The organism is Guptibacillus hwajinpoensis, assembly GCF_005144865.1.
Taxonomy (GTDB): Bacteria; Bacillota; Bacilli; order Bacillales; family Guptibacillaceae; genus Guptibacillus; species Guptibacillus hwajinpoensis_A.
In genome coordinates this window covers 282,722-309,130 of the sequence record NZ_SWFM01000001.1, presented here as the reverse complement: position 1 = coordinate 309,130, position 26,409 = coordinate 282,722, and the positions used below count along the sequence as shown (strand labels likewise).

Annotated in this window: 28 protein-coding genes; 25 read left to right on the top strand and 3 right to left on the bottom strand. The window is 37.1% G+C overall.

What is annotated here, in order from left to right:
• Positions 1-68 precede the first annotated feature (68 nt).
• Positions 69-590, top strand: coding sequence for a GrpB family protein (locus FBF83_RS01450; protein WP_136945380.1), 522 nt, complete (start codon positions 69-71; stop codon positions 588-590).
• Between the two features lie 245 nt (positions 591-835).
• Here the strand turns inward: FBF83_RS01450 and FBF83_RS01445 are convergent, their stop codons facing one another.
• Positions 836-1,366, bottom strand: coding sequence for a hypothetical protein (locus FBF83_RS01445; RefSeq protein ID WP_136945379.1), 531 nt, complete (start codon positions 1,364-1,366; stop codon positions 836-838).
• A 131-nt stretch (positions 1,367-1,497) separates the two neighbouring features.
• Between FBF83_RS01445 and FBF83_RS01440 the strand changes: the two genes are divergently transcribed.
• The 12 genes from FBF83_RS01440 (at position 1,498) to FBF83_RS01385 (ending at position 12,724) form a co-directional block, all read left to right on the top strand.
• On the top strand, positions 1,498-1,803 hold the full coding sequence (locus FBF83_RS01440; RefSeq protein WP_136945378.1) for an inner-membrane translocator: 306 nt from the start codon (positions 1,498-1,500) through the stop codon (positions 1,801-1,803).
• A gap of 464 nt (positions 1,804-2,267) precedes the next feature.
• On the top strand, positions 2,268-3,680 hold the full coding sequence (locus tag FBF83_RS01435; RefSeq protein WP_205665294.1) for a peptidase MA family metallohydrolase: 1,413 nt from the start codon (positions 2,268-2,270) through the stop codon (positions 3,678-3,680).
• 164 nt (positions 3,681-3,844) lie between these two features.
• Positions 3,845-5,098 carry an aminopeptidase gene (locus FBF83_RS01430; protein WP_136945376.1) on the top strand — a complete coding sequence of 418 codons (1,254 nt, stop codon included), beginning with the start codon at positions 3,845-3,847 and terminating at the stop codon, positions 5,096-5,098.
• A gap of 647 nt (positions 5,099-5,745) precedes the next feature.
• Positions 5,746-5,880, top strand: a complete 135-nt coding sequence (locus tag FBF83_RS21240) for a hypothetical protein (RefSeq protein WP_255435940.1) — start codon at positions 5,746-5,748, stop codon at positions 5,878-5,880.
• Positions 5,881-6,371: 491 nt separating this feature from the next.
• Positions 6,372-6,746, top strand: coding sequence for a DUF4440 domain-containing protein (locus FBF83_RS01420; protein ID WP_136945374.1), 375 nt, complete (start codon positions 6,372-6,374; stop codon positions 6,744-6,746).
• Between the two features lie 606 nt (positions 6,747-7,352).
• On the top strand, positions 7,353-7,589 hold the full coding sequence (locus tag FBF83_RS20645; RefSeq protein ID WP_169525136.1) for a hypothetical protein: 237 nt from the start codon (positions 7,353-7,355) through the stop codon (positions 7,587-7,589).
• 320 nt (positions 7,590-7,909) lie between these two features.
• Positions 7,910-8,875 carry a helix-turn-helix transcriptional regulator gene (locus tag FBF83_RS01415; protein WP_136945373.1) on the top strand — a complete coding sequence of 322 codons (966 nt, stop codon included), beginning with the start codon at positions 7,910-7,912 and terminating at the stop codon, positions 8,873-8,875.
• Positions 8,876-8,947: 72 nt separating this feature from the next.
• Entirely contained in the window at positions 8,948-9,580 is a 633-nt protein-coding gene (locus FBF83_RS01410) for a type 1 glutamine amidotransferase family protein (protein ID WP_136945372.1), read from the top strand.
• Between the two features lie 392 nt (positions 9,581-9,972).
• A complete protein-coding gene (locus FBF83_RS01405; RefSeq protein WP_169525134.1) occupies positions 9,973-10,425 on the top strand; it encodes a helix-turn-helix domain-containing protein in 453 nt (150 codons plus the stop codon).
• A gap of 24 nt (positions 10,426-10,449) precedes the next feature.
• Entirely contained in the window at positions 10,450-10,764 is a 315-nt protein-coding gene (locus FBF83_RS01400) for a DUF4306 domain-containing protein (protein ID WP_136945370.1), read from the top strand.
• A 455-nt stretch (positions 10,765-11,219) separates the two neighbouring features.
• Entirely contained in the window at positions 11,220-11,477 is a 258-nt protein-coding gene (locus FBF83_RS21395; protein ID WP_136945368.1) for a DUF2651 family protein, read from the top strand.
• A 146-nt stretch (positions 11,478-11,623) separates the two neighbouring features.
• Positions 11,624-12,724 carry a flavin monoamine oxidase family protein gene (locus FBF83_RS01385; RefSeq protein ID WP_136945367.1) on the top strand — a complete coding sequence of 367 codons (1,101 nt, stop codon included), beginning with the start codon at positions 11,624-11,626 and terminating at the stop codon, positions 12,722-12,724.
• A gap of 220 nt (positions 12,725-12,944) precedes the next feature.
• Here FBF83_RS01385 and FBF83_RS01380 read toward each other — a convergent pair whose 3' ends face one another.
• The gene (locus FBF83_RS01380; RefSeq protein WP_136945366.1) at positions 12,945-13,265 is read right to left on the bottom strand and encodes a 2Fe-2S iron-sulfur cluster-binding protein; all 321 of its coding nucleotides are present in this window, start codon (positions 13,263-13,265) and stop codon (positions 12,945-12,947) included.
• 166 nt (positions 13,266-13,431) lie between these two features.
• Here FBF83_RS01380 and FBF83_RS01375 point away from each other — a divergent pair, with 166 nt between their 5' ends.
• From FBF83_RS01375 to FBF83_RS01325, 11 genes are all read left to right on the top strand, one after another.
• Positions 13,432-13,857, top strand: coding sequence for a DUF2203 domain-containing protein (locus tag FBF83_RS01375; RefSeq protein WP_136945365.1), 426 nt, complete (start codon positions 13,432-13,434; stop codon positions 13,855-13,857).
• A 353-nt stretch (positions 13,858-14,210) separates the two neighbouring features.
• Positions 14,211-16,091: an ABC-F family ATP-binding cassette domain-containing protein gene (locus tag FBF83_RS01370; protein WP_136945364.1), complete on the top strand. Its 1,881-nt coding sequence runs from the start codon at positions 14,211-14,213 to the stop codon at positions 16,089-16,091.
• Between the two features lie 202 nt (positions 16,092-16,293).
• The gene (locus FBF83_RS01365) at positions 16,294-16,689 is read left to right on the top strand and encodes a VOC family protein (protein WP_136945363.1); all 396 of its coding nucleotides are present in this window, start codon (positions 16,294-16,296) and stop codon (positions 16,687-16,689) included.
• Between the two features lie 151 nt (positions 16,690-16,840).
• Positions 16,841-17,602, top strand: a complete 762-nt coding sequence (locus FBF83_RS01360; RefSeq protein WP_136945362.1) for a class I SAM-dependent methyltransferase — start codon at positions 16,841-16,843, stop codon at positions 17,600-17,602.
• A 349-nt stretch (positions 17,603-17,951) separates the two neighbouring features.
• Positions 17,952-18,674 carry a DUF421 domain-containing protein gene (locus FBF83_RS01355; RefSeq protein WP_240687950.1) on the top strand — a complete coding sequence of 241 codons (723 nt, stop codon included), beginning with the start codon at positions 17,952-17,954 and terminating at the stop codon, positions 18,672-18,674.
• A 250-nt stretch (positions 18,675-18,924) separates the two neighbouring features.
• Positions 18,925-19,746, top strand: coding sequence for a M55 family metallopeptidase (locus tag FBF83_RS01350; protein WP_136945361.1), 822 nt, complete (start codon positions 18,925-18,927; stop codon positions 19,744-19,746).
• Between the two features lie 15 nt (positions 19,747-19,761).
• Positions 19,762-20,691: an ABC transporter permease gene (locus tag FBF83_RS01345; protein WP_136945360.1), complete on the top strand. Its 930-nt coding sequence runs from the start codon at positions 19,762-19,764 to the stop codon at positions 20,689-20,691.
• 1 nt (position 20,692) lies between these two features.
• The gene (locus FBF83_RS01340; protein WP_136945359.1) at positions 20,693-21,640 is read left to right on the top strand and encodes an ABC transporter permease; all 948 of its coding nucleotides are present in this window, start codon (positions 20,693-20,695) and stop codon (positions 21,638-21,640) included.
• Between the two features lie 38 nt (positions 21,641-21,678).
• A complete protein-coding gene (locus tag FBF83_RS01335; RefSeq protein ID WP_136945358.1) occupies positions 21,679-23,307 on the top strand; it encodes a peptide ABC transporter substrate-binding protein in 1,629 nt (542 codons plus the stop codon).
• Positions 23,308-23,538: 231 nt separating this feature from the next.
• Positions 23,539-24,447 (top strand): C40 family peptidase, encoded by a 909-nt coding sequence (locus FBF83_RS01330; RefSeq protein ID WP_136945357.1) that lies wholly within the window; start codon positions 23,539-23,541, stop codon positions 24,445-24,447.
• Positions 24,447-25,229: a serine hydrolase gene (locus FBF83_RS01325; protein WP_136945356.1), complete on the top strand. Its 783-nt coding sequence runs from the start codon at positions 24,447-24,449 to the stop codon at positions 25,227-25,229. The genes FBF83_RS01330 and FBF83_RS01325 overlap by 1 nt, the downstream gene beginning before the upstream one ends.
• A gap of 50 nt (positions 25,230-25,279) precedes the next feature.
• Here the strand turns inward: FBF83_RS01325 and FBF83_RS01320 are convergent, their stop codons facing one another.
• Positions 25,280-25,780 carry a L,D-transpeptidase family protein gene (locus FBF83_RS01320; protein WP_136945355.1) on the bottom strand — a complete coding sequence of 167 codons (501 nt, stop codon included), beginning with the start codon at positions 25,778-25,780 and terminating at the stop codon, positions 25,280-25,282.
• Between the two features lie 31 nt (positions 25,781-25,811).
• On the opposite strand from FBF83_RS01320, the gene FBF83_RS01315 reads away from it, so the two are divergent.
• Complete coding sequence (locus FBF83_RS01315; protein ID WP_338109110.1) at positions 25,812-26,327, top strand: metallophosphoesterase family protein; 516 nt, start codon at positions 25,812-25,814, stop codon at positions 26,325-26,327.
• Positions 26,328-26,409 lie beyond the last annotated feature (82 nt).

Genomic DNA, 26,409 nt, shown 5'->3' with positions numbered 1-26,409 from the left:
TTGAAGAAGGGTACGTGTCATATTACATAGAATTTAATTAAAAAGTCTATTTATTGGTGGGAGTAGTAATGACAAAACCGATTGTAAATTTGAATGAGTATAATACTGAATGGGAAAGTCAATTCGATTTTGAGAGAAAGCGAATTATTGCTGCTATTGGTGATAAAATAGCTGGAATTGAACATATTGGAAGCACTTCAATAAAAGGATTAAAAGCTAAGCCTATTATTGACATTATGGTAGGGATAAAGGATTTAAATAGTACATCAGCTTTTGTGCAACCTTTAAGCGAAATAGAATTTGAATATGTTCCAAAACCAGAATTAACAGATAGAAGATTTTTCAGAAAGGGATTATGGGGGAAAGGGACTTGTCACTTACATATTTGTGAAATACATAGTACAGAATGGATCGAAAAAATAATGTTTCGTGATTATCTTAGAAAGCACCCTAAAGTAGCTGAGGAATATGCTTTGCTAAAAAGTGAACTCGCTACTAAATACAAGTATGACAGACCAGCCTACACCCAACAAAAAGGACCATTCATTAAAGACATTATAAGAAAAGCCAGAAGAGAATTATATATATAATTTTATGCCATTATAGAGGAGCATTTGAGGATATAGCTATGTAGGTTGAGTTGAAGATTTGTTGAGTAATGAGAAGAGAAATAATGTGGGTATGGGTGCTGTGAGTATAGCATTAGTTCCAATTATAATAATAGCCGTCTTGATAATTGGTGGGATATTTCTTTTAAAGAGATAAAAAGAACTAATTAAAGAGAAGGGAGCTTTTCTAAAATAGATAAGCTCCCAATAATTGGTCGAATAATGATCTATTTTCTTTGCTGAATGATGGAGTTAGCGATTTCCACCATCTCTTCCTTTTTAAAAGGGGAGTCTTGTTCAGGTGGGACAACGCCTTGTATTGAATATAATGCATTTTTATTTTCACTCAACCACATTAATTTTGATATCCCTCCACCTTCACTGTAATACCCATTAATGTCATTATCCAGTTCCTGATTTGAATCTTTCCCGAGTGATACGTCTATACCTTTTTGATCCTTGATCGATACATTTAGACGTTTCTCGTCTTCTACGTAATAAAAGTTCATACCATAGGGTTTGAGTTTCGTTTCTGCCACTGCTTCAACTTCAGATACATCAAGAGGAACTGATTTCTTACTTGGAACCGTTATCTCGTTTCTAAATTCTTCTGGGAGTTTTTCTAATTCAGTCTTCACTTCTGGATAGTTGTCTTTAAGCGTTTCCAGTTGGTTTTCTGTCGAACTACCACCGCCAGAATTACAAGCAGCCAAAACAACTAATAACCCTAGCATTAAATAAGTTAGTTTGAATTTCATATGTATATCCCTCCTATTAAGTACTACGAAACAAAGCTACATAAGTTTCGGAATAATAGATAACTATCTTCAACAATCTCGGAGCAAATCTTTAATAGTTAGATATAAGAACTTATTTAAGGGGGGATTGTATGGATGTACTGATGTATTTATTTCTTGCTGCATTGTTAATCCCAGCAAATATCTTCATGATTAAATGGCACGGAAGTGGGAGTCTTCCCCTCAGGGCTTCTGGTATTTTATTAGCAATTCTTGGCGTTGGACTTGGCTTTGTTGTTGGTGGAATCCTAGTAGGCCCTGGTAATGTCGGCCAAGGTGGAAGCCTAATGGCAGCTTTTGTAGGTCTTATTACAGTAGCTAATGGATTAATACATTTCCTCATAGGACTTATAATAGTGATCGGAAATCTATTTACTAAAAAGAATACCCAAGTATAAGAAGAGCCCAAGTCATACATAAACGTTCTTCTATTATCTCGGAGCCTATCTGTAATAAGATAGGCTTCTTTTACATTAAGGTAAAGATTGAGTTATGTGGGATAGTTTGAAATAATTGGTATTAGAGGTTTGCGCAGTTTAATTTAAGAATTGAATTCGAAATAATCTATAAGTTATTCATTTATATAGGTATCTGATTAGTTCTATACGAAAGACTATTTGAAGTCGTGGCTCCTAATAAGGATGAAAACACAAAATATTGAGTGAGTTGGAGAGGATTTAAAATTCTAAAGCGTATTCTCGTTTTTGTTTTAATGTCTGTTGGTATAATAATAGCTTTTTGGACAATATTGCTTTGGTTTAATACAGAACAAAGTATAGTAGCGTGGACGATTGTTGCTCTATTAGGAACTGGATTGATACTATTTGGAGTATTTGGACTTTTCAAGCCTAAGAGGCATACTTTGAAAAAGAGATCACCTAACCTGTTATTAATTATTTTAACAGTATTGGTATCTTTGATTACATTTTTCATAACGGCATTAAATTATTCAATCGAAGAAGTTGCCACTTCTCAAAATAATGAGGATTCAATTAATGTTACTCAGAAGCTTAACTTCTATAAGGATCTTTTTAATAACAAACCAGACTTTGAAGATGAAATAAGACATATGGAATCAAAAAAAATTGGGGAGATCACTTTTTACTATAAAGAAGATCAAGAAAGTCTGAAATACATAGATTCAGCAGTGAATGCATTAGAAAGCGAAAAGGAAGAGTTTGAACGATTGTTTGGGATGGGATTAAATAATCCAGTAAATATGATTTTGTATGGTGATTCTACTAAGATGGAAGACCTATTTGAGTCTGAATATGGAAGTGTTACAGGTTTTTATACGTTTAAGGATCAAACAATCCACCTTTCAATTCCACAAACTGAAGAAGAAATGAACAACTTTGATAGGACAGTGGTTCACGAATATACTCATCACCTGTTAGCAACTCTTATTCATAATAGTGGATTAGTTGCCTCTGATTTTCCAATGTGGTTTCACGAGGGAGTAGCTGGTTACATCGAAAGAAAAAATATTGGTTTTTCTGAAAAACACCTTAAAAAAATCGAATACATAAGTTTTGGGAATTTTGATACTCCTGAAAAAATGGATAGTCATCTACGATCTCCATATGAACCATATCTTCAAAGTATGTTGTTTATACAATATATAATAAACACTGAAGGAGATGACTTCATCAAACAATTGGTCGAAAAGAGGAAAAATCAAGCGTTTGGATATGCTTTTAACGAAGTTGTTGGAGAAGATTTTTCAAGCTATGAATTAACATTTATTCATCAATTGGAAGACATTCCATCATTACTGAAGATGGCTAGAGGACAATTTTATCAGGATCAAAATCCAAAAGGTGCTTTAAAAACGCTCTTTAAAATAAATCAATATGTACCAAACCTATACCAGTCAAATTCAACTATCGCAGTTGTTTACACTGAGTTAGGAGAACATCAAAAATCGATAGAATACCTCCAAAGAATTGTTAAACAAAACCCACAAAACGCACCTTCATACGATCGACTTTCCATAGCTCTTCTATTCAGAAGTTTAGATCAGTCTATTGATAAGGCAGAGTTGGCAGTAAAGTACTCAGATGAAGAAGAACTCATTTGGACCAAGGGATTACTAGATAAATTAAATATTGTGGAACAAAGTGTTAATGAAGGTAAACCATTTGCAGGATACCTAGCTTTAATAAGAAGTGAATATATGAATTCAAACGTTCAAAAGAGAGATCTTATTAAAAGACTTCTAAAAGAATATCCGGATGTTCATTCGAGTGCTAAAGAAGAACTGATTTCTTTTTGAGGAACTCTTGAAATGACTATAAAAACTATAATTTCTTTGTTCCAGAAAATCGGAGCGATAGCTGCACTTTGGCTATCGCTTGTTGTGCTAATGAATCAGGTTAGCTAAAGTAGTGGCAGGTCCTATTGTGTAATTATCCAAGAACATGGCTGGATAGATATTAAATGATTAAAGGAATATATCAATTTATAAGTGAAGCACAGTTAAAAAAGTATGCAGAACTTGCTGTGCGAGCTGGTGTAAACCTGCAGAAAAATCAATTATTGATTATTCATAGTGATATACAATATGCTACGTTTGCACGTTTAATCCAAACGGTGGCCTACGAGGCAGGAGCGTCCAATGTATTTATAGACTGGACAGATGAACAGTCTACCAAAGAGTTTTTCTTACACGCAGCAGATACTGTCATCGATCACTTACCTGATTGGCAGGCTGCTCGTTTTAAGGAATGGGAGGATGCTGGTGCTGCTTACATCCATATTATTTCTGAAAACTTAGAGGTCTTTAAGGAAGTTTCTACAGAAAAGATAAATCGTTTCCAAAAAGCTTCTCGTACCAAATTGAGGGATCATCATGCGAAAATTAGGTCACACGAGGTGCGCTGGTGTCTTCTAACTGTCCCGAGTATTGAATGGGCAATGAAAGTATTCCCCAACCTAAGTAAAGAAGCAGCTTTACAATTCTTATGGAAATTAATCTTAAAAGGATCTCGGGCAGATGGGAAAAGCCCTATAAAAGATTGGGAGAGTCACAATAGATCCTTCGAGTCTCGAAAAAAGATTCTAAACGAGAGCCAATTTGAATCCCTGCATTTTACAAATAACCTTGGAACTGATTTAGTAGTTGGTCTACCTAAAGATCATCTCTATATCGGTGGGGGTGTCATAGATAAAGATGAAATACCTTTCTTTCCGAACATTCCTACGGAAGAAATATTTACTGCTCCTCATAAAAATAAGGTGAATGGGAAATTGGTAGGTACCAAACCTCTTATCTATGGGGGAAGTGTCATCGATGAATTTTATCTAATTTTTAATGATGGACGGGTTACCGACTATTTTGCTGAAAAGGGACAGGAAGTGTTACAAAACCTCATCGAAACAGACGAAGGATCACATTATCTAGGTGAAATTGCCCTGGTGTCTAATAAATCTCCTCTTGCTAAGTCAGATACGCTTTTTTACAATACCTTATTTGATGAGAATACTTCCTGTCATATTGGAATCGGAAATGCATCTCCTTCCAACATTCAAAATGGCAATGACCAATCTGAGGAAGAGTTGAAGGCAGCGGGTCTGAATACTTCACTTTTGTTAGTCAATGTGACCTTTGGTACCGAAGACATGAATGTAGAGGGAATTAAAGAAGGTGGAACTGAAGTCCTGCTAATGAAAAATGGGGATTTCCAATTCTAAAGCAACTCCAACTTAAAAACAGTAAAAACTGATTTCTGGGGGATTAACTTAGTGCGAGTTATAGTGAAAACAAACTGGTACATTAGGTATAGATCCGTTTCAAAATCTCGAAATCAAGTCTTCCGTATTATCGGAGCGATAGCTACACAGTGGTTATCGCTTAGCAATCTGGTGCAAGATTTGACGAAACGTTATTCTATTAAGGGGTGAGGTTATGGGGATTTGGTATTTCTTAATATTATTTGTAGGAATATTTTTAGTTGTTAAGGGGCTACTTGGGAATAAAAGAAATGGCTTGGTATTGATAGGGGTCATAAGTATTGCGTTCTCAATATTTATGTTTCAACCAAGAAGTGATGAAATCATTTCAGAACTATTTAATTTTTTTGGAATAGATATATGAGTAATTTCCTACTAGGTATTTTCACTAACGGTTGCTAAAGCAAAAGAAAGAACAGTAATCGAATATTGGAAGTAAAATGACAATCTTCCACAATCTCGGTGCATTTCTTTAAGAAGTAGAAGAACACTTTTTTGAAATAAGTGTTCAAAATAAAGATTACTGCCGTAAAATAAGGTATATTATATAGTTGTATAGATTCTCTTGTAAGAGAAGAAAAGTGGTGAACAAAGTGGGAAGATATCAATTGGATCACAAAGGTAAGGTAGCTGTGACAAAGTTTCATGAAAAACAGACGACTGCCAAATTTGATAAAAAGAATCATCTTGAAAAAATACGTGCGGAGTATTTAAAAAAGAAGCAAAAACAGACAGATAAATAACATGATGGAAAACATAGGAAGATTAAATTCTTCCTATGTTTTTCTTATGAAAAGTTTTATTTCGATATCTTTTTCAATCTCGGAGCTTATTTTTAATTAGATAGGTTCTTTTTTGGGGAACAGATGGATTTATTAGCTCTGTTTTGAAATAATTGGTATTAAGCATTTGACTAAGATTAGATGCTAATCAAACTATTGTATTGCTTTAGGAGGACTTTTATTTAGATACCAAAAAACTAGATTTCATTATCTTATTAACCCTGACCGTTGCAGTTCCAATATGTACATTTCTTCCGTACCTTGGAATAATTCCAGACCTTTTACTATTCTTCATCTTGCCAGTAGGAATTATCTTCTGCCTCATAGGAGTAATGGCTTCTGTTCTAAGGATACAAACTAGTGGTTGGAAACAAATCATAACAAATATCAATGATCCGCAATCTCGGAGCGAATATGGGTTTAATAGACGATAATATAAAATAAGGAGTGGAATGGTGGAAACCAATCTTAAAGAACTTATAAAAAAGTTAGAAGAAAGCCATATAAATCTTGAGATTCGTAGTTCAGCAGAAGAATTAGATAAGATCCTTGCTGATGAATTTTTTGAAATTGGAGCATCAGGAAATAAGATATATAAAAAGGATTGTATTGATAGTGGTTTGGCATTGGATGAATTGTCATTATATGATTTTGAAGTTCATCCATTAGGTCCTTTTGCAGTTTTAACAACTTATTTTATTAATAATAAAACAAACAATCGTAATACCCTAAGAAGCTCAATATGGAAGTATATAGATGAAAGATGGCAACTTTATTTTCACCAAGGCACAGTCACAAACTTACGTGTTGAAGACGTTAATAAATAATTATATTTTAATAGAAATTTCTTATTTTACAATCTCGGAGTGTTGATCTAAAAAGGATTACATTCCTTTTTGTTTAAGTTAATAAGAGGGCAGGATTGTGGAAGCTTTTTTAAAAGGACCAATGATCGAATAACAAATTAAATTACCAGAACAGAGTGGTGTACTTAGAATGTTTAAATCAGTACAAGCTAATAGTTTAGTAAAAATAATTGGTATGTGGATCCTCTACGTTTTCATCATTTACAAAAACACACAAATTTTTGATGGGGTCGGCAGAGGGCATTAAAGAAGGTGAATCGGAAGTCCTGCTAATGAAGGATAGAGATTTCCAATTCTAAAGCGACTACAACTTAAAACAATTGAAAACTGATTTCTGATTTCTGGTGGATTGTACTTAGTGTGTTAGTTATAGTGAAAAAAACTTGACAGCATTCTTGTAGCAAATGAAGATTATGGGTTATGTTTGTGATGAATGCACTTAACAAACGGAAGCGTTTCTAGGATAAAACGTAAGTGCTCTGTGCAGGGTTAGGGGCAGTTTAGTTAAACCAAAAAAATATATGGCTATATACTTGTTTATGGAAGTAGGAGAGTGATTACTGAAATATGAATTTTTATAAAATAACCGGGTTTGTACTTGTGATAATGTCTGGACTTATTTATACACTTGATCGTGGATTTTCCTTAATTTCATCCAGTTTAATAAAGGCTGGTTTTTTATCAGGCAGAATGACAGGTGCAATCCCTGAGGTGGAGGCAAGTGGTATCTTCAGCAACTTATTTGTACCTTTTTTCTTTTTTTCTGGCGTGGCATTAATAATATTCGGTATTAAAAAGAAATAGCTTCTTCCATTATATTAGAAGCGATTGATTAATGCCAGAAGAGTCGAAAATTAAGATTTAGTATCTTGAAAAGCGGGGAGATCTAAATAAATGAAAATACAACTTGGAATATATTATTTGTGATAATCTAAGTATCTCGTGCTCTATTACAACAAATAATGTGGGAGTCATATTGTTTCCTATCGGCAATCAGCCGAATTTTATTAGAGATTTAAATGAAGTTAATGGTGATTTGAATGAAATAGCTATTCAAGGCAGCACTAAAAATCTTGAACGAATAAAAGACTTCCCAAATCTGAGGGATATAGAGGTGGAATTATATGCCTAAAATTGACAATATGTTAGCAATTCTATGGATGCTTCGTTCAGGTGAAAAAACTACTGCAAAACAAATTTCAGAAAAGTTAGAGATGAATATAAGGACTGTGTATCGTTATATTGATACAATTTCAACAAGTGGCGTACCAATAATTTCAGAACCTGGACATAACGGTGGATACACATTAATGAACAATTTTATTGAGGCTCCTCTTTTTTTTGATTTTGAGGAGCAAACTTCACTATATCACGCTGCTGTTTTTGCAGAAGAAGCTGGATATTATGGAGGTGAAGCACTAAATAGGGCCATTTCAAAACTAAGTAAATACTCAAATCAAGAGCAGGAAACAAAGATAAACCAACATTTAACTAGTCTTGAAGTAATAAGTCGATTAAGTTCACTCTCTATGGAACCTCTTTTGAAAGAGTTGGAGCAGGCCGTAGCTGAGGGGTCCTCAGTAAAAATTCTTTACCATAAAAGTAGCGAAAAGCAATTAAATTATAGATTGGTTGATCCGTACAGAATTATCTATTGGAATAATAAGTGGTATGTGATTGGATTTTGTCATCTTAGGAATGATATCCGTAGTTTTAGAGTAGATCGAATTGAAAGTCTAATGCTAACCGAATATAAGTTTAACCGGCCAGAAAATTTTTCAGCACGTGACTTTTTTATGAAAAGTCTTCTTCCAACTATAGAAGATAAGGAAGGGATTATTTCTTTGGTTATTAATGGGGATAAAAGTGTATTGGCTGATATTTGCCAACATTGGTTTTTAGGACATTATTTACAAGAACGGACTTCTAATCAAGCCATTTTTCTTCTTGAAAAAGATATAATACATACATATGTACCTTATTTACTTTTACCGTACAATAAATCTATTAAAGTTATTGAGCCAATAAGTCTTAAGAAAAGACTTATTGAAGTTCTGTCGGAATTAATAAAATTTTATGAAGTAAGATAACTTCCCTGACGTTAACTGTCAGGGAAGTTATCTTATAATTGCTATATAAATTGCGACTGGGAGTGTTATTGGATGCAAACAAAAAAGGTTATTCTATATGTATTTAATACAATGTCGGACTGGGAATATGGATATTTAATTGCTGAACTAAACTCAGGAAGATATTTCAAAAAAGATTTAGCACCTTTAAAAGTAATTACAGTAGGAGCTAATAAAGAAATGATTACTACTATGGGAGGACTGAGCATAAAACCAGATATTTCCCTTGATGAATGTACTCTTGAAAGTAAAGATCTTTTAATTTTACCAGGAGGGGCTACTTGGAGTGAAGAAATCCATAAACCTATCTTGGAAAGAATTGGCCAAGCTTTAAAGCTTGGCACTATTGTTGCTGCGATTTGTGGTGCAACTGAGGGCCTTGCGAATATGGGATACCTAGATACTAGAAAGCATACAAGTAATAACTTAGAATATACTAAAATGGTATGTCCTAACTATAAAGGAGAAAAGTTTTATGAGTTGGGACCTGCGGTATCTGATGCGAATTTAGTTACTGCATCAGGAATAGCTCCTCTGGAATTTGCAATGGAGGTACTGAAAAAAATAGATGTATTTACACCAGATGTACTACATTCATGGTATAACCTAAATAAGACTCATAAACCTGATTACTTCTTCCAGTTAATGAATTCAATAAATAACTGAAGTAACTGAAAAGCTCAATTTCTCTATTTTGATTTGTAGAGAGGTTGGGCTTTTCAATTTGGAAGTTCAATATCGTTTTAAATCTGCATTTTCCTGACTCTCCCCCAGTAATAACCCTTACGCTTTTTCAATGTATTTCTTTATAGTTCCGTTATCTCGGAGCTTTAATTGAATTAATCTAGACTTAATAAAAGCCACATCTCTATCCCATAGGGATTAAGATGTGGCTAATTTTTTGCAAACCCCTATACAAATCAGAGTACAAATTCATGTAAATATTCCCTTGGCACAGCATCGCTTTTATTATGGATTAATTTAACAGGAACTGTTGAAAAAATATAATAATAGTGTAAAATTACACTAAAGGTGAATTTAGGAACAGGGTGATGAGAATGAATAAAGAAGAACTAATAAAGTTGGTATCAGATAGACTTAGGTTAATCAGGCAAGAACAAGGCTATTCTCAAGATATTATGGCAGAGGTTTTAGGGACGTCGAAGAAAACACTTGTTCAGATCGAGAAGAATAGGATGCTTGCAAGCTGGACGGTGACTGTCTCCACATGCTCACTGTTTAGTGAAAGTGAAGTATTGCAAAATGTCCTGGGTGATGAGCCACTTGAAGTAATCAAGTTGCTCGCTCACAAGAAAATCGAATATCGCTTAGACAAAACGATGGGTGGTAAGGTCTGGTGGAAAGAAATTGAAAGCAAAGGGAGATACGTTTTACAGCAGAATGTCATTAGTCAGCATTACCGAATAATCGATGACGGTCATTTTCGCTGGTATAGCTCGTTTGATCGAGATGACACAATGAAAAGATTTGGAGAATTGATTCAAGATTAGTTCTAGTGTTAAGGAGATGATCTAATGAAGGCAACTCTTCAGGCTATTCTATTAATATCGTTATTCTGTATATTTGGTTTTACATTCTGGTTAGCATCCTGGACAGCAAGTTATTTGCCTTACTCTGATGACTGGAAAGATCATGTTGTTTTCACACCTGCATCAACTGAAGATCCTTCACAAATCTACATGGTGGATATGTACCTATATGCTTTTCGGTACTCGCCCTTCATAACGATTGTCTGTACGCTGTCTTTTATTGTGATTGTTGTTGTTCTGTTTTTGTTAGTAAAAGCATTTTGGGAAGAGAAAGTAAGCAAAAAAATTAAAGAGGTTTAAACCCTTTTAAACAATTATGAAACTGAATGGAAACATGAATATGTTGAGTGACATGATAATCAAAGCAATTTCGAATATGTAACTCTTATAAAATTAATTGCATGAATATGATGAAAGAATCTCGGATCGAATCTGGAAGATGGCAGCCAACGTTTAATACTTAGTACAATACACTTTAGTTTAAAGTTATAGTGTATAGTTTTAAAAAGGCTCTTTTCTACAAATTATTGCTTTTGAAAGATTTTTCTATAGAGAACCCCACTTAGTTGATTGTAGCGAAAGGGTGCTCGACTCCTGCGGGACTAGCGGGACAGGTGAGACCCAGAGGCGCAATGTTTTTATGCGCCGAGGTGGCTCAAGCGTCCCGCCCCCCGGAAAGCGAGCATCCTGGAACGGAAATCAATCACTCCTCTTATAGCAACAAAGTCTACGAAAAGAGCCTTTAAAAAGAAGGAGTGATTTATATCTATTTAGTGCAGGTTGTATTATTTCTTCTTCCAGCCGTTTCCCTTTTATTAGTTGGCTTAGGGTATTTTATTTTTAAAAACTTATATATAGGGCCTTTGTTCGTTTTAATAACAGCAAGTATTTCAGTATACACGGTGTTTAATTCTTCATTTTGGATATGGGTAGTTATTTACACTTTGACATCACTTCTCGCAGGATTATTTATTAAGCTACTCTTTTCAAAAAGAAAGATATCAAATACTTAAATACTTATTCAACAATCTCGGAGCTTATCTGAAATTACGGATACGCTTCCTTTCATATGTAATAAAGATTGAATTAGTCTTCGGGATTTGCAATAATTGGTTTTTAAAAGTCAAGTACTTTACACATCATTGAAAGGAGGTAAAATATGGAGAATCCTGTAGTCATTGTAGGTGCTGGTCTAAGTGGCCTTCGGGCTGCGTCTTTACTTGCTGCACAAGGTACCAATTGTAAGGTGCTAGAAGCAAGAGATAGGATTGGCGGTAGGGTCTTGAGTACTTCAGATCCAAGTAGACCTGACCTAGGAAAATTTGACCTCGGTCCGACATGGTTCTGGCCACAGTATGAAAGCACAATTACCAACCTTGTTAAAGAACTGAATATAGGAACGTTCGCCCAGCACATAAAAGGTGCAATGATTTCAGAACGTTCCCAACACATTCCGCCAGAGCGTTATGTACTTCCAGAAAACTCGAGTGAAAGGTCGATTCGGTTCATAGGTGGGGTGCAGTCACTTATTGATGCTGTAGCAGATGAGATTCCTGCAGGGGTAGTTGAGCTTGAAACGCGAGTTACAGCAATTCGACTTAACGAAGACGGTGTTTCCACGGTTGAAGTAGCTCGTGCTGATGGAATGAAAACAGAAGTTTCGGCAAGAGCTGTTATCCTAGCAGTGCCGCCTCGGATAGTGGCGCGTCATATTAACTTCTCTCCTTCATTACCTCAAAATATAATTACTGACCTAATAAGACCTACTTGGATGGCAGGACAAGCCAAGGCAATTGCAGTCTATGACCGTCCTTTTTGGAGGGAGTCAGGACTCTCTGGATACGCAACAAGCTGGGTTGGACCCTTGCAAGAAATCCATGATGCTTCTCCTGAAACTGGATCCGGTGCATTGTTTGGATTCTTCGGCATACCAGCGAAAACGCGCCGAGAAATGGGTGAGGATAAAGTTTTAAATTTGGTCAGGGAACAATTGGTCAGACTCTTTGGAACCTCTGCTCAAAATGTAAAGGCTATCCTGTACAAGGATTGGTCCAATGATTCCGAAACGGCATCAGAGGAAGATTTAGACCCGCTTAGAGATTTTCCGATCTATGGTCAACCACCAAAATCAGGGGTATGGGAAAAGAAAATTGTTTTTGCTGGTACAGAGGCTAATCCACAATATGGTGGGCATCTCGAAGGTGCACTCCTGGCAGCTGAGAAGGCAGTTGTTGAAATCAATAATCTAGAGGGATTTTAAAGCTGGTAGCACCTATAATTGTTGTATTGGCATTCCTTTTCTAATTTGTTCTGATGGTTCTTCGCTTATTATGTGAATATCTATATATAGAGTTATCAAGTAAAGGGAGCTTATCCGTAATTACGGATAAGCTCCAGTTTTTTACTCTATGCCAGTTATTTTAATAATGAACCTCTAAGCGGAACCCTTTAATAGAGAAAACTGGCTTTTTCTTCTGTATTTACTCCGCTGGTCTTGGGCCAGCATCAAGACCAGAGCTTTCAACTGTCATGGCAGGTTTAACTTCACAATCGCCATTTACACGAACTTGACAGGATAAACGTAGGTTATCTTCAACGCCTTTTTTCTTAAAAGCTTCTTGTTCAATTTCAGTCAAATCTCCAAATTCTCCATCTACTACTTCAACACGACAGGTCGTGCATTTAGCATTCCCGCCGCAGCGGTGGAGAATTTGCACACCATTGTCTTCTAGTGCAAGTGTAAGCTTTGTTCCTTCTTCTACCTCAAATGTTCCGTGATCTGGTACTGTAACTTTAGCCAAAGAAATTCCTCCTTTAAGAAAATATTACCTCTACATGCTCTATCATATCTGAAAACTGTCTTTCTTTATAGTGTGCAATTCAATATGTAAAAAATCGTCGAATGATGTGTAAAGAATGCAGGTAAGGGTAAAGGTGTAGTAGTAAAGAATAACCAGGAGGATAATCATGGAAAAAAAGTATTTTACCGTAGAAGAAGCAAACAATCTGTTGCCTGAGTTAAAGAGAGAGCTTGCCGAACTTAAACGACTTAAAGTCCAATTTAGCGAACACTATGACCAGATTGAACAGCATAAAAAAACCCTCCTTTACAGACATAAAACCAAAGTAGATGAAGATATTATCTTCAAAAAGGAAGCAAGAATGGAATTTATGGAGATGGAAGCTCAAACGTTCATTCTTAACATGAAGGCTCTTGGTGTGGAGATTAAAAACGTCGATGCAGGATTGATCGATTTTCCTGCACGGATAAACGATCAAGAAGTGATGCTATGCTGGAAAGAGGGGGAAGAGGAAGTTTCTTTTTACCATTCTGAAATTGGTGGATTCAATACAAGAGAACCAATTGAAAACCTAATGAAAGAAAATGATTAGGCTGACCTTGTTCAGCCTTTTTATTATTTTGTAATTTAATTTCACATACCGTATTTAGTATAAAAATTTTTATGAATGATCACATTAAGAAAGAGCGGAGGTGAGTATCTTGAAGAATCCAAAACAAAACCAAAAGCATGAAACTGAATTCGCAAGCGAGCTTGCAGCAGATCAGAACAATAACAAGAAACATAAGAAAAATAAACAGCAGAAAAAGAACAATTCTTAATTAGAAGAAGCTCTTCAGTGAGCTTCTTTTTTAATTACTTTTTTCTCATTAGTAGATTAGTTCCTTTCTTTACACAAAACAGTTAAAATAGAAAGCAGACTATAGAGAGAAAAGGATGAATGTCATGAGCTTACTTCAAGCTGAATTAATTACGAAGTCGTACGGAGAAAAAACCCTTTTTGATGGGATATCTTTTTCCTTAGAAGAGAAACAGCGGATCGGTTTAATTGGAGTAAATGGAACTGGTAAATCATCTTTGCTCAAGATTTTAGCTGGAATTGAATCAATGGATAGCGGGACACTTTATCATGCCAATCAGTTTCATGTGGAGTATTTGCCCCAGGATCCTAAATTTATAGAAAAGAAAACGATTCTTGAAACGGTTTTCGATAGCGATATTCCGTTATTTAATACAGTAAGACTATACGAGGAAGCACTCCAAAATGTAATGAAAAATCCAGAACGGGAAGCCTATCAGGAAAAGTTACTTCATGCACAAGAGGAAATGGATCGTGTTGGGGCATGGGATTTCAGTACACAAGCGAAGACAATATTGACTAAGCTAGGCTTAAATCAGTTTGATGCTATGGTAGACGAGCTATCAGGTGGGCAGCAAAAGCGTGTGGCCCTTGCGAAGGCTTTCATTAATCCTGCAGATTTATTAATACTCGATGAGCCGACTAACCATATTGATAACGCAACAGTAGAGTGGTTAGAACAATACCTTGCTAACTATTCAGGCACACTACTGCTCGTTACGCATGACCGTTATTTCTTAAATCGTGTAACGAACCGTATTTTCGAACTAGATAAAGGCCGATTGTTTGAATACGAAGGAAATTATGCGACGTTTCTTGAACAGAAAGCAATGCGAGAAGAACGTGAAATGAAGGAAGAAGACAAGCACAATAAGTTGTTGAAAAGCGAGCTTGAATGGCTTAAAAAAGGTGCGAAAGCAAGAACAACGAAACAAAAAGCAAGAAAGCAGCGAATTGAGAAGATGAAGGAAGTACCTGGTAGGAGTACTGAAGGAAATGTTGACATGGAGCTTGGTGCTAGTCGATTGGGGAAGAAGGTTATTGAAGCAGATAACATCTCTAAATCAATCAACGGTAAAACTCTAACAGATGAATTTAGTTACCTTGTCCTTCCACAGGATCGAATTGGGATCATTGGACCGAACGGCTCAGGTAAATCAACATTGCTCAACATGCTTGCTGGAAGAACAGCTCCTGACAAAGGAACCGTTGATATCGGTGTAACAGTAAAAGCCGGGTTCTATAGTCAACAAAATGAAGGTCTTGATGAATCACAGAGAGTGATTGAGTATATCCGCGAAGGTGGAGAAGAAATTCGCCTTCGTAAAGGTGGATCAATAACAGCTTCTCAAATGCTTGAACGATTCCTTTTTACACCTGATCTACAGTGGACGTACATATCTAGACTTTCTGGTGGGGAAAAACGACGTCTGTATTTACTTCGGATTCTAATGGAAGAACCGAACGTTCTTTTTCTTGATGAACCTACAAATGATCTTGATGTCCAAACTCTTGCCGTACTTGAAGACTATCTTTCAGAGTTCCCAGGAGCAGTGATTACCGTATCCCATGACCGTTACTTCCTCGATAAAGTAGCACAGCAGTTATTTGTATTTGAAGGTAACGGAGAAATTAAGCATTATTACGGTGACTATTCAGACTATCTAGACGTGGTCAAAAGAGAGAAAGAACTTGAAGCGGAAGAGAAGAAGCAGGTTAAAGAAGACGTTGTTCAAGAGAAAACACGTCCTACAAAGTTGTCTTACAATGAAAAGAAAGAATGGGAAACGATTCAGGACACCATTGAAAAAATTGAGCAGCGGATTGAAGATGTAAAGAACCAAATAACAGAATCCGGAAGCGACTTTGCTAAAGTCGATGAACTTTATAAAGAAGAGCAAGCTCTTACGATGGAATTAGAAGAAAAGATTGAGCGGTGGTCTGAGCTCTCTGAAAAAATGGAATAGAATATTATTGAAAGTAGTTCAGTCTAAGAGTGCAAACTTGTTTTGTACCTTAATTGAACTGCTTTTTTATTTTAACTAATACAGGATTATTCCTTTTGCAATAAAATGTAAAAAAGGACTATGAGAATAGTAAATAGAATATACGTATTTGAAGCTACAGACTAGCATGATTAATTAAAACTATGAAAAGTAGGAGGGAATTATGGGTAGAGTAATTCATTTTGAAATTCACGTTGATGACATGGTACGGGCAAAGGAATTTTATGGTGAGGTATTTGGGTGGAGATTTGAGGATTGGAGCGACTTTGCAGGAATGCCTTACTTTGGAGCTGTTACTGGTGATGAAAAAGAATTAGGAATTAACGGAGCTTTGATGCAAAGACAAAGTGCTCCTCCAGTGTTAAACCAGGCTGTAAACGCCTATGCATGCACGATAGGTGTAGAAAATTTGGATTCAATCGAAGCTAAAATCATGCAATATGGATGCAAGATAGCCATGCCTAAATATGCTCTTCCAGGTATGGCGTGGCAAGCATACTATTTTGATACCGAAGGAAATATTTTTGGTGTTCATGAACCAGACGTAAATGCTAAATAGCTATATGTAATAATATCATCTTATAAAAAAGGAGAGGTACTAATGAACTTAGTAGAACACGATACATAACAACTTTATCCGCATATAAGGGGGCCTCCATTATGTAGTGGCAAACTAAAGGATAATTAAACTACTAATTGGAGGTACTCGAATGGATATAGATGCGCAATTCTTACATTATCTTAAAGACGTGGATCATGATTTTACTGGGTGGGACTTTTCTTTTATAACAGGTACTGGGCGAATGCAAACCCAATTACTTCCTTGGTCGTATGGAAGTATTGCAAAAACAGCAATACAACAATCTGAATTTATGTTGGATATGGGTACTGGTGGAGGTGAGTTTCTATCTTTGCTAAGACCTTTTCCAGATCATGTTTACGCCACTGAAGGGTACGAACCGAATGTTGCAATTGCTAAAAAAAGGCTTGAACCCTTTGGGGTAAAAGTGCTTGAGTTTATAGATGATTCTGATCTACCCTTTGATAATGGGCGGTTTGACTTGATCTTGAACCAGCATGAGTCTTATTCTGCTTTAGAACTTCAAAGAATTAGTTCGAGTGGAGCAAACTTTATTACTCAGCAGGTCGGAGGGACAGATTGTTATCAAATAAATGACAAGCTAGGAGTTCCTTTAAATAAAGAATTCCAAAACTGGTGCTTGGAAACAGCTCTAAAAGAACTTGACGAAAGCGGTTTTAGGGTATTGGAAAGTAGCGAGGCCTTTCCAGTACAGCGTTTTTACGACATAGGAGCTTTAGCTTATTATTTGAAAGCGATTCCCTGGCAAATACCAGACTTCAATATACAAGCGTACATGAACGAATTGTATAACGTACATTGTATGATTAAAGAAAAAGGGTACTTCGATGTAAATCAGCATCGTTTCCTCATTAAAGCAAAAGCAAGATAAAGAGATGAAGCCTTCGTTTGAAGGCTTTTTTTATTTATAAGGCTCTTTTCTAAAAGATTGTTGCTTTTGAAACAATTAATGAATAAAACCCACACTTAGCTGATTGGAGCGGAAGGATGCTCGACTCCTGCGGGACTAGCGGGACAGATGAGACCCCACAGGACGAGGAGGCTAACCGCCCGCACCAAGGAAAGCGAGCATCCTGGAGCGTAAATTAACCAGCTATAGCAACAATGTCTACGAAAAAAGCCATTTATAAAAAATGAGCTTTCACCCAAATGAAAGGAAGGTAATGGAAACAGTTTCTTTTGGGAATGATGAGCATAGAGGTAAGAAAGAGGTGCTCGTCATGGATATAGTAATGGATGGCGTAAAAGTCATCTTGCGTATTGTAACCATTCTCCCGTTCATGCTTGCGATTGTACTCTATATGGGAAAGCGTTCAATCGGAGAGCTACCTGTATTTGATTTTCTTGTCATTCTTGTTTTTGGAGCTGTAGTAGGTGCAGATATTGCAGATCCAAAGATTAATCATATTCACACTGTCATAGCCATGATCGCCATAGCGCTTTTACAGAAACTGATTATTAATTTAAAGCTAAAACATCAGAAAGTAGGAAAGCTCCTTACCTTTGAACCAACAGTTGTTATGTATAAAGGTGAATTCTTAAAGGAGAATATGGGACAAATTAAATACTCTATCGATAACATTCTACAGATGCTACGGGAGAAGAATGTTTTTCATACACCGGATGTAGAACTCGCCATAGTCGAATCAAATGGAAAACTTAGTGTGAAATTATATCCTGATAAAGAGTCAGTAGTTCGTGAAGACTTATCGATCTACAAGACTGGTAATAACTTTGAAATTCCAGTTGTACTCGACGGGAAAATCCAGCGGGACTTGTTGCAGCGCTTAGATAAATCAGAATCTTGGCTTATGGAGCAACTAGAGAGCGCTGGAGAACTTAGTCTTTCTTCTGTTTTTTATGCAGGCGTTAATGCGAGGAATGAATTTATCATCTCGAGAAAGCAACCTATGAGGTCTGATGTACCGCCTTTCAAACATTAATAAAAAGGAAAGACGCAATAAATGTATTACTAAGAAAATGGTCATCAATGTGATGACCATTTTTGTGTTGCGATTTAATACTTTAGTGCTTTTATCCTGATTTAGTTGCTTTTTGATGGGAGCTACATCAGTCAATACATAGGTACAATGTAATAAAACTCCATTATATTTTTAGAATATACTGAGAAATTGAGCGAATGATGGTATAATTGTTCAGAAAGTTATGAAAAAAGGGAAAAGGAGGTAATTTGTGAAGTTTTATTTATCGGTTGATATGGAAGGAATTACTGGACTTGTAGATGATACATTCGTGGATTCTGGAAAGCGTAATTATCTTCGCGGACAAGAGATCATGACGAAAGAAACGAATCATGTGATTGAATCTGCATTTGATAATGGTTGTAGTGAGGTGATCGTGAATGATAGCCATTCCAAAATGAATAATTTGCTTTTTGAGAAGCTACATCCTGAAGCTAAGCTTGTGTCAGGAGATGTAAAGCCATTTTCAATGGTCCAGGGATTGGATGATTCATATGACGGAATGGGACTTATCGGCTATCATGCAAGTGCCTCCATGGCTGGGGTAATGTCACATTCGATGACGTTTGCAGTAAAGAATTTCTATATAGACGATCAAAAAGTTGGTGAGCTAGGTATGAATGCATATGTTGCAGGATACTTTGGCGTACCCGTTTGGTTGGTTTCTGGAGACGATCGCGCAGTTCTGGAAGCTAAGGAGCTTCTGCCGAACGTCACGACAGCTGTAGTCAAGGAATCAATTTCTCGTTCATCCGCACTAATCTTATCTCCAGAGAAAACAGGTCAGCTTCTTAAGAACAAGACTGTGCAAGCAATTGAGAACAGATGGAATGTAGAGCCATTAGTTCCACCAAAACAACCTACATTCCGTATTGAATTTACAAATTACGGACAGGCAGAATGGGCGAGTATCATGCCAGGAGCTGAACTTGAAAAAGACACAATCGTCAAGTTTCAAGCAAAGGATATGCTTGAAGCCTATCAAGCTATGCTTGTTATGACTGAATTAGCAACTAGAACTACATTTTGCTAGAAAGTAGGGATGCCTGTGGCGAAATATGTATTAAGTCGATTGTTCGCTATGGTGATTACATTGTGGATAATTGTTACCATTACATTTTTCTTAATGCATGCGGTTCCAGGATCACCATTTAACCAAGAAAGAAATACAAGTGAAGCGGTCCAACAGAATCTTGAAGCGCACTACCATCTAGATGAACCAGTCTTTATTCAATATGTTATTTACATTAAGTCACTTGCAACACTTGATTTTGGTCCGTCTATTAAACAATCATCGACATCCGTGAATGAAATGATTGGAAGAGGATTTCCTGTTTCAGCTGAATTGGGGATTACATCTCTTTTGTTTGCGGTTATCTCAGGGGTAATCCTTGGTATTTTGGCCGCTCTTAAACACAACGGAGCAATTGATTACATAGCTATGACATTTGCTGTTATCGGCATATCGGTTCCAAACTTTATAATGGCAACGTTACTTATTCAGCAGCTCGCTGTTACGTGGGAGATTTTCCCTGTAGCAACGTGGGCGACGCCACTTCATATGATATTGCCTTCAATTGCTCTAGCTACAGGGCCAATGGCGATTATTGCTCGATTAACACGTTCGAGCATGATTGAAGTGCTTAATCAAGATTATATTTTAACTGCTAGAGCAAAAGGAATGACAACGTTTCAAATCGTTACGAAACACGCGATGCGAAATGCGTTACTTCCTGTTATCACAATTCTTGGAACACTTGTAGCAGGTGTTCTAACTGGTAGCTTTGTAATTGAAAAAATCTTTGCGATACCAGGTATGGGGAAGTATTTCATTAATGGGATTAACGATCGGGATTACCCTGTCATTATGGGTACAACAGTATTTTATAGCGCCTTTTTAATTCTCATGCTTTTTATTGTAGATATTGCATACGGGATACTAGACCCGAGAATCAAGCTACATAAGAGGGGGAATTAAGATGGGCTTGCCAGAACAAAAAGAACCAAAGGTGCAGGCGCCAGACAATTTATTTGTTCCACTAAAAGAATCGTTACATGATGCAGAAATGATAGCGAAGCCTAGCATTTCTTATTGGAAGGATGCCTGGTTGCGACTTTCTAGAAACAAACTTTCCATGTCTGGCCTTGTTATGTTAATTCTACTCATCGTAATGGCGATCATTGGTCCTATGATTACACCTTACTCTTATGACCACCAAGTTCTAACAGAGGGGAATTTACCTCCTTCACTTGAGCATTGGTTTGGAACCGATAATCTTGGACGTGACATGTTTACAAGAACGTGGAATGGCGCAAGAATTTCATTATTTGTTGGTTTCATGGCGGCAACCATTGACTTCATTATAGGAGTAGCTTATGGGGGTTTCTCAGGTTATAAAGGTGGCAGAGTGGATGACTTCATGATGAGAATCATTGAGATCCTATACGGTCTTCCATATTTACTGATGGTCATTTTACTAATGGTGGTGATGGGACCAGGTCTATTCACGATCATTATTGCGTTAACTGTAACTGGTTGGGTTGGGATGGCGAGAATTGTTAGAGGTCAAGTGCTTCAATTGAAGAATTCAGAGCACGTTCTTGCATCTCGTACATTTGGAGCAAGTGCAAGTCGCGTTATTCGTAAGAACTTACTACCAAATACAATGGGACCAATCATTGTACAAATGACATTAACCGTGCCGACGGCTATTTTTGCAGAAGCATTTCTAAGCTTCTTGGGTCTTGGTGTTCAAGCCCCTGTTGCAAGCTGGGGAGTTATGGCTAATGATGGATTATCTGTTATTTTATCAGGGCACTGGTGGAGACTATTCTTTCCTGCGTTTTTCATTTCACTAACGATGTTTGCGTTTAACGTTCTAGGAGATGGGTTGCAAGATGCACTGGATCCTAAACTTCGTAGATAGCGTCTGAAGTCTATTCATTATAATAAGGGGGAATTTGCTTGAAGAAATTAGTAGTATTACTACTTTCGATCGTACTTTTGTTAGGAATTGTAGGATGTACAACAACTGAAAACAGTTCTTCTAACTCAGGCTCAGGCAGTGATGAATCAAAGCAAGAAGGCAAGAAGGTATTGAAACTAAACAACGGTAGTGAACCAACTTCATTTGATCCTCCTATAGGATTTGATAGTGTTTCGTGGAACGCATTGAACAATTTGATGGAAGGTATGACACGCCTTGACAAGGATGACAAACCACAACCTGCCATTGCTAAGGAGTGGGAGTTATCTGATGATGGTAAAACGTACACTTTTCACCTGCGTGAAGATGCTAAATGGTCAAATGGAGAGCCGGTAACAGCAGGTGATTTTGAGTTCGCATGGAAGCGTCTTGCGAATCCCGATACTGCATCACCAGCAGCTTTTCTTGCTTATTTTATTGAAGGTGCAGAAGCCTTTAATACTGGTGAGGGTTCTGAAGAAGATATGATGGTGAAAGCTGTGGACGAAAAGACGTTAGAAGTAACGCTTGAAAGTCCGGTGGCTTACTTCCCTAGTCTAGTTTCTAATCCAGCATTTTTCCCTGTGCATAAGGAAACGGTCGAAGCGAACCCCGAATGGCATACTGAAGCGGATACTTATGTAAGTAATGGACCATTCAAACTTACGAAATGGGAGCATGATTCCGAATTTGTATTTAGTAAAAATGAGAATTATTGGGATGCTGCTAATGTGAAGCTGGATGAAGTTGATTGGGCAATGATCGATGATACTAATACAGAATACCAGATGTACAAAACAGGCGAGCTTCACACATCTGATGTTCCTGCTGACTTAAGTGAAGAGCTTTTCAATGATGGCAAGGCTCAAGTAGAGGATCAATCTGGAACGTATTTCTACCGTTTTAATCTAGAAATGGAGCCTTTCCAGAATGAGAATATTCGTAAAGCCTTTGCGATGGCTGTTGATCAACAGAAAATCGTGGACTTTGTTACAAAAAATGAAGAAAAACCAGCGCATGGCTTTGTTGCATATGGATTTGAAGATGCTTCCGGCGGCGATTTTAGGGAAGTTGGGGGAGATCTTGTAACAACGGATGCTGACAAAGCGAAGGAGTTACTCGAAAAGGGAATGGAAGAAGAAGGGTATGATGAGCTCCCGAACGTGACATTAACTTATAATACAAGTGATGATCACAAGAAAATAGCGGAAACCCTTCAACAAATGTATAAGGAAGTGCTCGGTGTTAATGTAGATCTTGCTAATCAGGAATGGAATGTGTTCTCAGATGAACAGAAGCAATTGAAACTGCAATTCTCTCGTAGCTCATTCCTTGCAGATTATGGAGATCCTATTAATTTCCTTGAAAGTTTCCAAACAGGGCACTCGATGAATCGAACTGGTTGGAGCAGTGAAGAATATGATCGCTTAATTCAACAGGCAAAAGAAGAAACGGATGAAGCAAAGCGTTTTGAACTAATGCATGAAGCTGAAGCACTGTTGTTTGAAGAAATGCCTATTTTCCCAATTCATTTCTACAACCAGGTATACCTTCAGAGCGGAGATGTAACAGGAATTGTTCGTCACCCTGTAGGTTATATGGAATTGAAGGGTGCAGCTATTAAATAAGTCATTCGAGCCCGTCTTTCGAGATCGGGCTTTTTTCAATGATTTATGAACCAATATTGGCGCTTTATCCAAAATATAGTAAGATCGCGCAATGAATATTACGATGTTACTTATTCTCTGTCTCTTTTCTCAGGAAAGGACTATAGTTCTAAGGGAATCATTGATAGAATTGTAGATGGAGCAATAGTCCTGATTAACTAAAAATACATGCAGTACTGGGAGGGTCTATCATTGGAATTGATTCGTAAAACAATAGCAGTTACAACAGCTACATTATGGACTTCGCCAGAAAAAGCACGACCGATCGATCAAAAAGCGATTACCAATCCAGTAAAACTTGAAAGCTGGATAGAGAATCTTACATACTCACAGAGCCTTGAGTTATGTGATCATAACCATATTCAGTCACAGGTTCTGTATGGTGAAGAAGTAATCATTCTAGATGAACGAGGGAACTGGTCATATGTTCTTGTTCCTTCACAGCCTTCTTCAAAAGATGAACGTGGTTATCCTGGTTGGATTCCTACTGTTCAATTATCAGAACGTGTGCCAGAGCAATTTGATTCTAGCATAACGGTTAACAAACACGGAGCAAGTCTAATCACAGTCAATGGCAACATGGAACTTTCTTTAAGCTTCCAAACCGTTTTACCATTGTTTGAGGAGCGTCAATCAGACTATCTCGTGTGGACTCCACACGGCAAAAGCATCGTTCAGAAAGATGATGCCAATTTGCGCCCTTCTAAGACACCGTTTGGGACAGGTGAAGATCTTGTACAAGAAGCTGAACGATTCATAGGTCTCCTTTATCTATGGGGGGGCATGTCATCATTCGGATACGACTGTTCGGGCTTTAGCTACAACATGGCGAAAGCAATTGGATGCACCATTCCAAGAGATGCCCATGATCAGTTTAAGGGTGGAATGATAGTAAATGATGGAGATTGGGAGAAGGGGGATTTACTATTCTTCGCTTACCAGCATGGCAAGAGATCTGTTCACCATGTCGGTATCTATTATGGTGAAGGTAAAATGATCCATTCTCCGAGTACTGGACGTTTTATTGAAATCATTCCTCTAAAAGGAACGCTTTATGAAGAAGAGCTTTGTGGTGTACGTAGATATTGGAGGAACAGTTGATGAACTTTAGTCAAGTATCAGAGAGAATTCTTGATTGCTTTCGTAGTCTAGAAGGCAATCAATCACTTTATGTATTAGCTCCTGATGGAGAGATAGCATTAAATGAAGATCAGCCAGTATCATCAGCAAGTATTATTAAACTCGCAATTATGATTGCAGCATTAAGAAAAGTAGATAATGGAGAGCTCAATTTTAATACTGTCATACCTATCGAGTCTAGTAATAAGGTGGAGGGAGCAGGCGTTATTTCTTTCCTTTCAAATGACTTACAGTGGACAGTGTCTGATCTGATTAAGCTTATGATCGTTTCGTCTGATAATACAGCTACGAACCAACTGATTGAATTACTAGGTAAAGATGAAATTAATCATACAATGAAATGTGCAGGAGCTTTTCATTCAAAACTTATGAGAAAAATGATGGATTGGGAAGCGGTTAAAGATGGCAGAGACAATATGATTAGCAGTAAAGATATCTACTTATTGCTAAATGAACTCGTTACGGAACATTTGCTATCTAAATCTTCAATGGAGTGGGGAATCACTGTTCTTATGCAGCAACAGTTGAAAGATAAATTTCCAGCTAAAATAGCCAAACTTCAAAACAATGTTCTCGCTCATAAAACAGGTGAACTTCCTGGATTAGAGCATGATTCTGGAATATTATTTACTTCAAAAGGACCAGTCATCTATGCGTTTCTAACAGCAGGCCTCATTGAAAATCGTTACGGTAGAGATGCGATATCTAATGCTGGTCGGCTCTTATATGATTACCACATGTAATATAGACAAAAAACACCGTCATTGAGACGGTGTTTTTTTATTTCCAGCTTTTAAGGTCCTATCGTTACGGAAGTTCCAATAGGAATAGTCATTGCTAAATCTTCTACATCACTGTTTTGCATCCGAATACAGCCTCGCGATACATACTTGCCTATAGACGAAGGATCATTCGTACCATGGATACCATAATGGATTTTGGAAATACTCATCCACATTGTACCAAATGGACCTCCTGGATTTGGAGCCTTGTTAATAATAATAAAATTTCCTGACGGAGTATCGTGAAGCATACGTCCGACGCCAACAGGGTATACCTTAACAACGGACCCATTTCTTAAAAGTGACAGAGTTCGGTTAGTGAGTGATACATAGATTGTGTAAGGAAGAGTAGAGGGATCAGGATACCCTGGAATAGCAATAAGCTGACCTGGGTAAATCAGATTTGGATCCGTAAGTGAATTGGCTTGAATAATGGCTAATAAAGGAACACGATAATCACCAGATATTGAACTAAGAGTCTCACCGGGTTTCACAATGTGCTTCACGTGCATACCCCCTGTAAATAAGAGTAAGATGAAAGGAATGAAAGAAGTGAACGTAATTGTCTTGGGTGACACACATATGCCTCGGATGGCAAAGCAACTTCCAAAACGTCTTATTTGTGAGTTGAAAACTGCTAATCTCATTATTCATGTTGGCGATTGGCAAACAAGAGAGGTTTATGAACAATTGAAGGAATTTGCACCTGTGAAAGGAGTCTATGGGAACGTTGACGAACCTTTTTTTCATGATCACTTTCAGGCCACATTAATGCTTAACCTTGCTGGGCATCGGATTGGTGTGACACATGGTCATGGCAAGGGTAAAACAACTGAGAAGAGGGCATTAGAGAAATTTAGTGATCAAGATGTTGAACTGATTTTATTCGGCCATTCACACATACCACTCCATAAAGAATATGAAGGAAGAGTTATTTTTAATCCTGGATCACCAACAGATAAAAGAAGACAGTCTCATTATTCCTTTGGAAAGCTTACTCTTTTTAGGAATGAGCCCATTCAAATTGAGCATATATTCTTCGTTGATAAGAAGCATTGAGATGCACAGCCTCTCGCTTGTGCATAAATTGTTGAACAAAAAAGCCTTAGTATGTATAATGTTTGTATAACTTATGTGCGAA

Bases quoted from the DNA above. Each gene is read 5' to 3' on its own strand.
- FBF83_RS01375 (WP_136945365.1), top strand. From the start codon at position 13,432: ATGGAAAAAAAGTATTTTACCGTAGAAGAAGCAAACAATCTGTTGCCT.
- FBF83_RS01405 (WP_169525134.1), top strand. From the start codon at position 9,973: ATGAATAAAGAAGAACTAATAAAGTTGGTATCAGATAGACTTAGGTTA.
- FBF83_RS01315 (WP_338109110.1), top strand. From the start codon at position 25,812: ATGAAAGAAGTGAACGTAATTGTCTTGGGTGACACACATATGCCTCGG.
- FBF83_RS01360 (WP_136945362.1), top strand. From the start codon at position 16,841: ATGGATATAGATGCGCAATTCTTACATTATCTTAAAGACGTGGATCAT.
- FBF83_RS01445 (WP_136945379.1), bottom strand. From the start codon at position 1,366: ATGAAATTCAAACTAACTTATTTAATGCTAGGGTTATTAGTTGTTTTG.
- FBF83_RS01420 (WP_136945374.1), top strand. From the start codon at position 6,372: ATGGTGGAAACCAATCTTAAAGAACTTATAAAAAAGTTAGAAGAAAGC.
- FBF83_RS20645 (WP_169525136.1), top strand. From the start codon at position 7,353: ATGAATTTTTATAAAATAACCGGGTTTGTACTTGTGATAATGTCTGGA.
- FBF83_RS01430 (WP_136945376.1), top strand. From the start codon at position 3,845: ATGATTAAAGGAATATATCAATTTATAAGTGAAGCACAGTTAAAAAAG.
- FBF83_RS01410 (WP_136945372.1), top strand. From the start codon at position 8,948: ATGCAAACAAAAAAGGTTATTCTATATGTATTTAATACAATGTCGGAC.
- FBF83_RS01415 (WP_136945373.1), top strand. From the start codon at position 7,910: ATGCCTAAAATTGACAATATGTTAGCAATTCTATGGATGCTTCGTTCA.
- FBF83_RS01400 (WP_136945370.1), top strand. From the start codon at position 10,450: ATGAAGGCAACTCTTCAGGCTATTCTATTAATATCGTTATTCTGTATA.
- FBF83_RS01320 (WP_136945355.1), bottom strand. From the start codon at position 25,780: ATGCACGTGAAGCACATTGTGAAACCCGGTGAGACTCTTAGTTCAATA.
- FBF83_RS01385 (WP_136945367.1), top strand. From the start codon at position 11,624: ATGGAGAATCCTGTAGTCATTGTAGGTGCTGGTCTAAGTGGCCTTCGG.
- FBF83_RS01440 (WP_136945378.1), top strand. From the start codon at position 1,498: ATGGATGTACTGATGTATTTATTTCTTGCTGCATTGTTAATCCCAGCA.
- FBF83_RS01450 (WP_136945380.1), top strand. From the start codon at position 69: ATGACAAAACCGATTGTAAATTTGAATGAGTATAATACTGAATGGGAA.
- FBF83_RS01370 (WP_136945364.1), top strand. From the start codon at position 14,211: ATGAGCTTACTTCAAGCTGAATTAATTACGAAGTCGTACGGAGAAAAA.
- FBF83_RS01365 (WP_136945363.1), top strand. From the start codon at position 16,294: ATGGGTAGAGTAATTCATTTTGAAATTCACGTTGATGACATGGTACGG.
- FBF83_RS01355 (WP_240687950.1), top strand. From the start codon at position 17,952: ATGGATATAGTAATGGATGGCGTAAAAGTCATCTTGCGTATTGTAACC.
- FBF83_RS01340 (WP_136945359.1), top strand. From the start codon at position 20,693: ATGGGCTTGCCAGAACAAAAAGAACCAAAGGTGCAGGCGCCAGACAAT.
- FBF83_RS01325 (WP_136945356.1), top strand. From the start codon at position 24,447: ATGAACTTTAGTCAAGTATCAGAGAGAATTCTTGATTGCTTTCGTAGT.